This window comes from Clostridium sp., from assembly GCF_047777555.1.
In the GTDB taxonomy this organism is placed as follows: Bacteria; Bacillota; Clostridia; order Clostridiales; family Clostridiaceae; genus Clostridium_H.
In genome coordinates this window covers 1-10,661 of the sequence record NZ_JBKEEV010000017.1, presented here as the reverse complement: position 1 = coordinate 10,661, position 10,661 = coordinate 1, and the positions used below count along the sequence as shown (strand labels likewise).

General features: G+C 31.3%; 9 protein-coding genes. All 9 read right to left on the bottom strand.

What is annotated here, in order from left to right:
* Nucleotides 1-398, bottom strand: a 398-nt coding sequence (locus tag ACFWTK_RS13140) for an ABC transporter ATP-binding protein (protein WP_415876405.1), incomplete at its 3' end; no start/stop codon positions are given.
* 18 nt (nt 399-416) lie between these two features.
* Complete coding sequence (locus ACFWTK_RS13135; protein WP_415876404.1) at nt 417-2,111, bottom strand: ABC transporter permease; 1,695 nt, start codon at nt 2,109-2,111, stop codon at nt 417-419.
* Nucleotides 2,112-2,185: 74 nt separating this feature from the next.
* Nucleotides 2,186-3,217 carry an ABC transporter substrate-binding protein gene (locus ACFWTK_RS13130; protein ID WP_415876403.1) on the bottom strand — a complete coding sequence of 344 codons (1,032 nt, stop codon included), beginning with the start codon at nt 3,215-3,217 and terminating at the stop codon, nt 2,186-2,188.
* A gap of 248 nt (nt 3,218-3,465) precedes the next feature.
* A complete protein-coding gene (locus ACFWTK_RS13125) occupies nt 3,466-4,461 on the bottom strand; it encodes an inorganic phosphate transporter (protein WP_415876402.1) in 996 nt (331 codons plus the stop codon).
* An 11-nt stretch (nt 4,462-4,472) separates the two neighbouring features.
* Entirely contained in the window at nt 4,473-5,090 is a 618-nt protein-coding gene (locus ACFWTK_RS13120) for a DUF47 domain-containing protein (RefSeq protein WP_415876401.1), read from the bottom strand.
* Nucleotides 5,091-5,739: 649 nt separating this feature from the next.
* On the bottom strand, nt 5,740-6,540 hold the full coding sequence (locus tag ACFWTK_RS13115) for a M55 family metallopeptidase (protein WP_415876400.1): 801 nt from the start codon (nt 6,538-6,540) through the stop codon (nt 5,740-5,742).
* Between the two features lie 44 nt (nt 6,541-6,584).
* A complete protein-coding gene (locus ACFWTK_RS13110; protein WP_415876399.1) occupies nt 6,585-9,077 on the bottom strand; it encodes an MBL fold metallo-hydrolase in 2,493 nt (830 codons plus the stop codon).
* A 133-nt stretch (nt 9,078-9,210) separates the two neighbouring features.
* Nucleotides 9,211-9,510 carry a HesB/IscA family protein gene (locus tag ACFWTK_RS13105; RefSeq protein ID WP_415876398.1) on the bottom strand — a complete coding sequence of 100 codons (300 nt, stop codon included), beginning with the start codon at nt 9,508-9,510 and terminating at the stop codon, nt 9,211-9,213.
* A gap of 39 nt (nt 9,511-9,549) precedes the next feature.
* The coding region (locus tag ACFWTK_RS13100) for a SelB domain-containing protein (RefSeq protein ID WP_415876397.1) at nt 9,550-10,661 on the bottom strand (1,112 nt) is incomplete at its 5' end.

Genomic DNA, 10,661 nt, shown 5'->3' with positions numbered 1-10,661 from the left:
ATGCCCTTAAGTCCTACAAGTTCAATTATATTTGAAACCTTTTCTTTTATCTCAGTTTTACTAAGCTTTTTAAGCTTTAATCCATAAGCTACATTGTCAAAAATATTATAGTGCGGAAATAATGCATAGCTTTGAAATACCATTGATGTGTCTCTCTTATCTGGTGGAAGAGAATTTATTTTATCTCCTCCTAAATATATATCTCCTGATGTTGGAATTTCAAATCCAGCAATCATTCTTAGAGTAGTCGTTTTTCCACAGCCTGATGGTCCTAATAATGTAACGAATTCTCCTGCTTTTATATCTACAGAAATATTATCAACTGCTTTGAATTCGTTATTATTTGCACCAATATATATTTTAGATAAATTTTTTATATTAACACCCTTACTTCTCATATTTATCCTCCATTATTTTTAGATTTCGATTTCTTCCTTGCTTACTCCTAATTTGCCTAGTACAAAGTATAATATAGAAATAGCTATATATACGATTATTATAAGTATTGTTGAGTAAGCCGATGCTACACCAAATCTTCCTGTATCAACCTGTGATAATATTTGCACTGTAAGAAGACTGTATCTGGCTGATACAAGGAATATTACAGCACTTACCGCAGTCATACTTCTAACAAAGGTATATACAAGTCCACTGAAAAATGCATTTTTTATAAGTGGAAGAGTAATAGAAGTAAATACCTTTGTGCTGCTTGCTCCTAAATCTGAAGCTGCTTCTTCTATAGAAGGGTCTATTTGCTGAAGTGAAGCTACCCCAGAACGCACTCCAACTGGCACACTTCTCATAACGAAGGATATTATAATAATAGCTGCTGTACCTGTTAAAACTAAAGGTTTAGTATTATAAGCTGATACATATCCTATACCTATAACTGTTCCAGGAACAGCCATTGCAAGTAGTGACGTAAATTCTATAAAACCTCTTCCGAAGAATTTTTTTCTTACAATTAAGAAAGCAATAACCATACCTAACACACCTGTTATTGGTGTTGATATAGCTGATAGTAGAGTAGTATCTTTTACTGCTTCAAAGCCTAGTTCCCAAACATATTTAAAATGTTTAGTAGTTAGAGTATAATCTACTCCTGCAACATTAAAAAATGCGCTTATTGGTATTAATACATAAAAGCTTAAAACAAATACAGTTATTAAAAGACAAATTAAATCTATTGGATAAACAATTTTCTTTTCAGTAATTGGAGTTCTCTCTCTTGATGCTTTTCCAGTAACAGTTACATAGGTCTTTCTTTCTATCCAGTACTTTTCAAGGACAAACAATAATATGGATAGTACTAATAGTATAACAGCTACTGTTGCTCCGCCTTGCATATCATAATTTCCTATAGCTTGCATATATATTTGAGTTGCAAGTGTGCTAAAATCTCCTCCTATAACCATAGGATTTGAAAAGTCTGCAACAGTTTCTATAAAAGTTAGTAAGAATGAGTTAGCAAGACCAGGTGCCATAAGTGGAAGAGTTACTGTAGTAAAAGTCTTCCATCTGGATGCTCCCATATCTCTTGAAGCTTCTTCTAAAGAAGGATCTATATTCTTTAATAAACCTGTAAGAAGCAAATACGCAACTGGGAAAAATGTCATAGTTTGAACTAATACAAGACCTTTAAAACCATATATATTTGCATCTTCAATTCCAAATATTCTTCTTGTTATAAGTCCATACTGCCCAAACAGCATTATACTTGAAAGAGCCAGTACAAAAGGTGGAGATATAATTGGAAGTATTGAAACCAATTTAAATAACTTCTTGAAATGTGTTTTTATATATGAATCAGCATAAGCAAAAATAAATCCTATAACAGTTGATAATAATCCAACCGTAATGCCAAGTATTAAAGTATTGTTTAAAGTTTTTCTAAATTCCAAATTTTTAAGCGTATTTATATATGCATCTAAGGTAAATCCATCATTTCCTATAAAACTTACTTTTAAAACAGCATATAGTGGATAAATTATAAAAATTATTAGTGATAAAAGAACAAATATTATTGTGATTAAAAGCACTGGATCGCGCCATATTTTTTTCATATCTACAAGGTCGCTCTTCAGCCTGCTTTTTTGTTTATTTAGCCCCATATCTGCACTCCCTTCAGCATCATTATATATTTAATTCAAGACCAGATTATAATCTGGTCTTGAGTGTAAACAAATTATTTTACTGCATTATTCCATTTTTCTACAAGCTTTGACTTATTTTTTCCTGCCCAATCTAAATTATAGTCTATAAGTTTAGTATCCTTTATCTGTTCAGCTTGTTCTGGTGTTTTAGCATTTGGGTTTGTTAAGAATTGATAAGAACCTGCAGTTTGACCAAGTTCTTGAGCTTCTTTAGTTAAACACCAATCGATAAATTTCTTTCCAGCTTCTTGGTCTGGGCCGCCCTTAATCAAAGCAACTGCACCGATTTCATAACCAGTTCCTTCCTTTGGAGCTGAAAGAACTATATCCTTCATTCCTTCTTCCTTATACTTTATAGCATCATGAAGGAATGTAATTCCTACCATAGCTTCTCCTTGTCCTGCAATTCTTGCTGGAGCTGTTCCTGACTTTTGATAAGTTCTTATTTGACCATTAAGTTTCTTCATATATTCAAGACCTTTTTCTTCTCCCATAAGTTGAACAACTGTAGCAAGTGTAGTGTAAGCTGTTCCTGATGAACCTGGGTTAGCCATAGAAACTTGGCCCTTGAATTCTGGTTTTAACAAGTCTTCCCAGCTAGTTGGAACTTGTACGCCTTTTTCATTCAAAAGCTTTTGATTTGATACAAATCCAAGGTATCCTACATATATTCCTGTCCAATATCCATCTTTATCTTTAAACTTGTCTGGTATATCTTTTGCATTTGGGGAAATGTATGGTTCTATTACTCCATCTTGTGCTCCTTGAATAAATCCATCGGCAGGGCCTCCAAACCATACAGATGCTTTAGGATTTTCTTTTTCAGCTTTTATTCTTGTAAGTATTTCTCCTGAGCTCATTCTAACAGCTTCTGTTTTTATGCCAGTCTCTTTTTCAAATTCTGCCACTGCTTTTACCATATGGTCTTCCATAAGTCCACAGTAAATAGTCAATTTTAAGTCTTTATTGGTGTCGCTTGCTTCTTCTTTTTTGCCACACCCTACAAACATTGAGCCTACCATAAGAGCACTTAGAGTCATAGCTAACAATCTTTTCTTAATCATAAATACCCTCCTAAACTTATTTTCTTTTATAGTTATTATTATTGCCAACCTCTCCAACTTATATGAATACGTTAACAGCAAATAATAACTTTTATTTGTTTAATATAATTATAATTTATAATTGCAGTTGTTAATAAATAATGAGCATAATTTTAAACATTGAGGTAAAAATTCAGAACATAGATTATTTTTAATAAAAAAATAGCACAGTGCAGCTATATTCAACTATACTGTGCTATTATAAATAATTATAAAAATATTTTTATTATGCTAAATACTATTGCTGAAAGTGCAGCTGATATTGGAAGTGTAATAAACCAAGTAATTATCATCCTTTTACCTGTTCCCCAATTTACTCCTTTAACTCTATAAGCAGCACCAACGCCCATTATTGAAGATGAAATAACATGAGTTGTACTTACAGGCAATCCAATTTTTGATGCCCCAAATATAATTAACGCTGAAGATAAGTCCGCCGCAACACCAGTAGCAGGCCTTATTTTTATAATTTGTGTTCCTACGGTTTTTATTATTTTCCATCCTCCAATTGAAGTTCCAAGTGCCATAGCCGTGGCACAGGAAACTTGAACCCAAAATGGAATACTTCCTGCGTTAGCTAGTCCACTACTTACTAAAGCCATTGATATTATACCCATTGTTTTCTGTGCATCATTAGTTCCATGAGCAAAAGATTGAATTGCAGCTGTAATAACTTGAATTCTTCTAAAACGTCTATTTGCCTTTGAAAGATTTAAATTTTGAAATAAATATTTAAAAATAGTAAACATTATATATCCTACACAAAGAGCAAGTATAGGTGATATAATTAATGATTCAAGTATAGATAAGAGCCCTTTATAATTTATGCATCCAAGTCCTGCCGCTATTATTGCCGCTCCTGCTATTGAACCAATAAGTGAATGAGATGAACTATTAGGTATTCCGTAGTACCAAGTAATAAGATTCCAGGCTATTGCTGAAACAAGTGCGGCAATTATAACTATTGCTAAATCAGGTATATTTGTAACATCTACTATATCCTTCGCAATTGTTTTCGCAACACCTGTAAAAAGTATTGCCCCAATAAAATTCATACAGGAAGCAATGATTATTGCACGTTTTGGACTCAATGCTTTCGTTGAAACTGCAGTTGCAATTTCATTTGCAGTATCGTGAAATCCATTAATAAAGTCAAAAAGTAATGCAAGAATAACAGTCAAACCAACTAATAAATACGATGCCATTTTATATTTCCTTATGCATTTTTCATTATTACTGTTTCGAGAACTTTTCCAACCCTTTGACAATCGTCAGCAATATTCTCAAGAATTTCGTAAATCTCTTTATATTGAATAAGCCTCAAAATGTCCTTCTCTCTTTCAAAAAGTGCCTTTATTGTATCTCTTTCAAGGATATCACATCTTTTCTCATATTCTCTAATTTTAATTGCATGCTGTCTTATTTCTAGAAGTCTTTTTTGTGAGAGCAATTCTACAGCATTATTTATTTCAATTACACACTTATTTAACAAATCACTAAATTGCAACATATAATTGTCTATTTTATATATTTTATATATGTAAAGACGAGCTGCGCATTCTTCAAATCCATTAAGAATATCATCCATGTGAGCTGCAAGTTCTAAAGCATCTTCACGTTCAATTGGAGTAATAAAAGTGTTATTTAATTCCTTAATTAATTCATCAAGTAGCTCATCACCTTTGTACTCAAATTCTTTCATTTTTAATCTAAATACATCAAGATCTTTTTCTTCATTAATCTTATAATCATAAAAATATTCTCCTCCATCTTTTAAGTTATTAGAAACATTTAAAAGCATTGAAAATAATTTGTGCATTTTCCTATTACTCATCAGTATATCTCCATTCAAATAGATATATCTTGTTTATTAAATATCTTATCCATTAAATATCTTATCATAATTTTGTTAAGTTTATGTTAAATATAATATTTTACTTCAATTATATAAATATATTTAATACTGTAGATATTTTTACATATGAAAATAGTCTTAGACAAATCATTTCAATGCCTAAGACTATAAATCTCACTTATTTATGATACGGTTCAGCGTTCATAATTATAATTTATTTATATAGTTAATAATTCTCATTATAAGAAAATTGCGATTCAATTTTATTAAGTGCACCTAAATATGAAATTTAAATAAATGCTAATAATTGTAAGTCTAATATTAGATTTGTCTGTATGTGTATTTACTTTTAGAAAAATGCTTTTCTTTAATAAATGTGAATAATCTTTTTAATATTGAACCGGAGTATGAGATTTGCATTGTAGAAAGCGTTGAACAAGCGTTAGAAGCTCTTTATTTCTGGATTTAAAACACCGTAAGAACCTTCTATTGTCTGAACGGCAGTGAGTTTAGAAGGTTTAGGGGTTTTAAAGCCAGAAATATTAGAGCTTCTTTGCGTAGTGAAGCTTTCCTAAATGCAAATCTCATACGGAGGTTCAATATTAAAGATTGTCACAATTTATTTCTATTATGTAAGAAATAGTATTGTTCTTAAAATTTCAAAGTAGTCTTTTGAAGTAAATGATACAACTTTAGGAGATACTAGCTTTGCTCCCGGGTAGAATGAGAATCTATGAGCTTTTGTGTGAGATACATATCCTATTTCTAAATTGAATTCTTTAGGCAATTCAATTTTACAAAGGCTTAAATCCCCTTTTAGTGCCTCCTCTACTTCCTTTTCTATCATTTCAACTGCTAAATCTGGATGAATACTTATAGTGGAAGCTCCTCTTCCTTCATTTACTCCTACTGTTCTGATATTTGGATTAAGTCTTTTGGCATTCTCACAAAGTCCTTTATCTCCGCTTACAAATACAGATGGTACACCAACATAGGCAGCTGCATAAGCATGAAGGGTAAATTCACTAGCATATTCTCCATTGATTTTTATGTAATCCACATCATATGGATTCATAGTGTGAGCTAGAGGATTATTGCTAGAACCTCCATGAGAATGATATCCTGTAAATAAGACTGCATCAAAACTGCTGTCTAGTTCCTGTACCATTGAAAAAGGATGTCCTGCCCACCCTCTTATTATTTTTATGTTTTTAGGAAATAACCTAGGATTCAAGTTTCTTCCACTGTCATGGGCATCATTAATCCATATTTCCTCAGCTCCAGCCTTTATTGCCCCATCACAAGCAGCTTTTACTTCCCTATTCATCTGCTCCTGAAATCTAGCATAACTTTCCTTATCTTTTTCAGTCTCATCCCAACTTGTTATTCCTGTTGTTCCTTCAATATCAGCACTAATATATATTTTCATTATTAGTTAGCCCCTCCTTATTTTTTATGTTACAGTTCATCTCATTACCATTTTAAACTGCACCCTGTATTATAATCAAATATTTCTTTGATTTTATTCAGTTTATCTAAATCCACAGAATCCATATCCAGCTTTAAAGTAACTTGAAGATTTGCTGGATTAAAAGATGGATTTTTCTTTAATTTAATTTCATTTTGTAAGCATAATTGAAGAGCAGTCTTTATAACTTCATTTTGATTAACAGACTTTGCTATAGAAATATTCCATCCTATCTGTAAAGATAACTTTCTTATGTCTTCCTCATACTTTGAACCTACATTAGGGGATATAAAGCAAAGTTCTATAGAATTAGGAAGTTTTACACTCTTTTTGTAAGGCTTAAATTCTTCATCATAAAAGAATTTGTCTATGTATTCTAAAGCTTTATTCTGCTCCACCTTTTTATGAGAATTGCTAATAAATATCTCTTCAACTTCACAGACCTTATTTTCTTTTGATACTTCATCAAAAATAAACTCTATATCTAAACCTGTTAAATACTTAAATCTTTCAGAAATCTCTTCTAAATTATCTATAGGTTTATCTGCTTTTACTATGTATTTGTTATCTAAAAGATGAAAAGATATTTTTTTAATATTCATAGCCCCAAAAATGTTTCTTATCAAAGCTTCTGCTGCATTAGTGTTACTTCTTTCATTGATTTCTATATCCCAGCTGGTTTCCTTTGTGAAGTCCTCCATGCGAGCATATATAGATTTATCTACTGCCCTTGGAAAATCAAAGTTTAAAATAACCTTTTTCTCATCAAGCTTTAATCCTGCTTTTCTATAATCATATTCTTTAAAATATTTCTCTACTAAGTCCAGCACTTCATTTTGTTTTAGTTCCTTAGGTGCCAATTCTTTTTCCACATCTTCAAGACTACATACTCTATACATAAAAAACCTTCTTAAATCCTGTTTGAAGTATATTGAATTTAACAATATATCTTGAAACCTTTGAATTTCTTCTTTTGAATTGCCTTCTTTTCCATACCAAATGAATATTATATCTTCTATTGCAAACGCCCTATCTCCATAGTTCTGTCTTATAAAGTTCCAGAGTTCCTCTTGAAACTCTGCTTCAAAAGCTTCTTTTTTGTTTAACTTATACTTTAATTCTTTTCTTAATTGCTTTCTAGGATTTTTTATATCTATATCAAATTCATCTCCACTTTTAGGAGTGTATACCAATGTTCTTATATCCTTAGCAATTTCTTTTGCTAAAGATGAGATTATCATTTCTTCCCCATGAACAAGAAAACTATGCCTTGGAGAAAGTGCAGCTATAAGCGCCTTAATCTCATCTTTATCACTATGTGCTGAAAGCCCAACTCTTTTTACTATGGCTCTAACAGGTATAATTTTCCCATTTAATTCAATAGTTTTCTCTTCCTCAGGGCTTTCTATTAAATTCAATAATTTTCTACCTGGAGATTCTTCATCTTGATATCCAGTAAACACTATATATCCATTTTCGTCTGAAGCTATACTTTCCCCATACTGCTCACTTGGTCCACCGCTTAACATTCCAGAACTTGATATTATTATACAGCTTTCCTTGCTTTTAATTATCTCTTCTCTCTGCTGTTTATCCTTTATTGGAATTATATTATCATCATAAAAAGGTTCTATTCCCTTTAATATTTTCTTTCCCAAGTAACTTTTAAGATACAATGGATTTTGTTTATATACCTTATTTATATTTCTAACCATGCCATCAACATATATCTTAGTTTTCTTTAGTTTACCTTTGTTCATGGCTTTTTTAAGCATTAATATAACTTCTTGAGACCTTCCTAAAGCAAAGGCAGGTATTAGCATTTTCCCACCCTTTGCTATGCATTCTTCAGCAATTTCTATAAGCCTCTCTTGTTCTATTTCTCTGTTTCCATGAAGCTTATCACCATATGTTGATTCAAATATTCCTAGATCTGGTCTTAACTTTGGAATTCTAGCTCCTTCTACTGAAACTTGAGAAAATAATGAAAAGTCTCCCGAATAAAACAAGCTTCCTTCTTTAGAAACCAAATAAATGCAGCTTGCCCCTGCAATGTGACCTGCCATATAAAAAGTAAGTTCTATTCCATCTAATATAGCAAAAGTAGTTTCATAATTTATAGTAAAAACCCTATCCAGCATATTTTCTACATCTGTCTCAGAGTATAATGGAATTTCAGCTTCTCTATTATTCATTATTTTTATACTGTCATAAAGAAGAACTCTTACTAAATCCTTTGTCACATTATTCATATATATTCTTGCATTAGGATATTCCTTGCTTATAATAGGCAGTGCTCCTATATGATCCATATGGGCATGACTTAAAACTATGGCATCTAATCCGCCCTTATCTTGTATTGTCCTTAAGTCTGGCAGTGGGTCTTTGTTTCCTCCCTGCCTTATTCCGCAGTCTAACAGTATGTTTTTACCGTCTATATTTACAAGTATTGAACTAGCTCCAATCTCTGATGCTCCACCTAAAAAATTTAACTTCATTGTGCAATCATCATTCCTAACCCTAGTAATTTATCATTAATATAAACCTATTATAATACAATACATAAAAAAATTGGGGAACAACTTTAGAAAAAGGCCGCAAAGCTTTTTTGCCTTGCAGCCCTCTTTTTTATTAGCAGCAGGATGCGTTTCCTCCTGTTATAATAAATCCACGTTGGAACCAGTTGTCTGAATAATCGATGGTTGAATTCTTTAGGAATTCTTCAAGATCACTATTATATACTATTTTTATACCTTCTGATTCCTCTATAATATCATTTTCTTTTTTTGACTCATCCAGAGTCAAATCTAATCTTGGACCTCCTCAGCCATAGCCTCCAAAAACAATTCTAAGCATAGCATTTTCAGGATTATTTAATTCAGCTTTTAACTCATTGAATTTCTCAACAGCTGCTTTAGTTATTTTTATCATTGATTTTCACCTCCTTTCAATATAGAATTAAACCAATTTCTATGTAAAATACTTCATATAATTAATTCCCGGCCTTCTAATATCTCCTTCTCTTATGGTGACTCCTAGTCTATCTAAATATTCCATTAGTGCTAGAGCTATTTTTCTGCTTGTTTCTAGATAATCTCTAATTTCTGCTACAGAAAAGGTTTTTTTCTTATCAAAAATATTTTTTATCTTCTTTACAACTTCATTAAAGATATCTTTATGGAGTAAAACCCCTCCTCCTAAATCTACCACTTTGCCAATCTGTACTAAAAACTTCACAATATCTTCATGCTTATATTCCCCTATATTCACAGTTTCTTTTAATCTTTGAATATTTCTAACCCCTAGTCCATCTTCAAGAATAGTCTTTTCTATTAATTTAGTCTCAGGCATTTTAAGAATCTTCTTAATGGCTTTTTTATCTCCTTGAATTAAAAAGTTGTTATTCACTTCAAAAATACCATCTTTAATATATGAATTTATTAAAGCAGTAAATTCTTTTACATCCAAATAATTAAATAGCTTACTTTTAATTTCTTCCTTATCTATTTGAAATCTAAAAGGATATTTTTCGTATAAATTTTTAAACTCATTATTAATGCTCTCCATGTATTTATGATACAGCTCTCTGCTTAAATACTTATCTACATCCTTTAAATAAACTACTTTATTGTAATATACTAAATCATTAAGTACCTTTTCTATTTCTTCTTTATCTTCAAGGGTTAATCTAAAAAGTTCATTAAGACTTAAAAACCCTTTTGAATCTTTAATACAAAGCTCTATTAGCTCATCTAAAGTACCTTTTTCTCCTATACTTAATTCCTTAATGCTTTCTTCAGAGAATCTTTGTCTATTTCTTGTTGAATGAAATATTATAGTTCCTCCACCTATAGTAACTTCTGGAGAATAGGAACGTATTATAAATTTATCTCCTCTAAGTGCCGCAACCGGTTCTTCAAATCTTAGTTGAACATAGCCTTTATCTCCTCCTAGAATTTCATCTTTGCCTAAAATCCTTATTCTAGCAAGGACTTCTTTAGTTCCTATATGAACATGCACTCTCTGATTATGTACTATGTTCTTAACATCCTTTACTCCATAAAGGACAGCATCAACAAGCC

Coding starts and splice junctions, on each gene's coding strand:
- ACFWTK_RS13135 (WP_415876404.1), bottom strand. CDS start 2,111: ATGGGGCTAAATAAACAAAAAAGCAGGCTGAAGAGCGACCTTGTAGAT.
- ACFWTK_RS13130 (WP_415876403.1), bottom strand. CDS start 3,217: ATGATTAAGAAAAGATTGTTAGCTATGACTCTAAGTGCTCTTATGGTA.
- ACFWTK_RS13125 (WP_415876402.1), bottom strand. CDS start 4,461: ATGGCATCGTATTTATTAGTTGGTTTGACTGTTATTCTTGCATTACTT.
- ACFWTK_RS13120 (WP_415876401.1), bottom strand. CDS start 5,090: ATGAGTAATAGGAAAATGCACAAATTATTTTCAATGCTTTTAAATGTT.
- ACFWTK_RS13115 (WP_415876400.1), bottom strand. CDS start 6,540: ATGAAAATATATATTAGTGCTGATATTGAAGGAACAACAGGAATAACA.
- ACFWTK_RS13110 (WP_415876399.1), bottom strand. CDS start 9,077: ATGAAGTTAAATTTTTTAGGTGGAGCATCAGAGATTGGAGCTAGTTCA.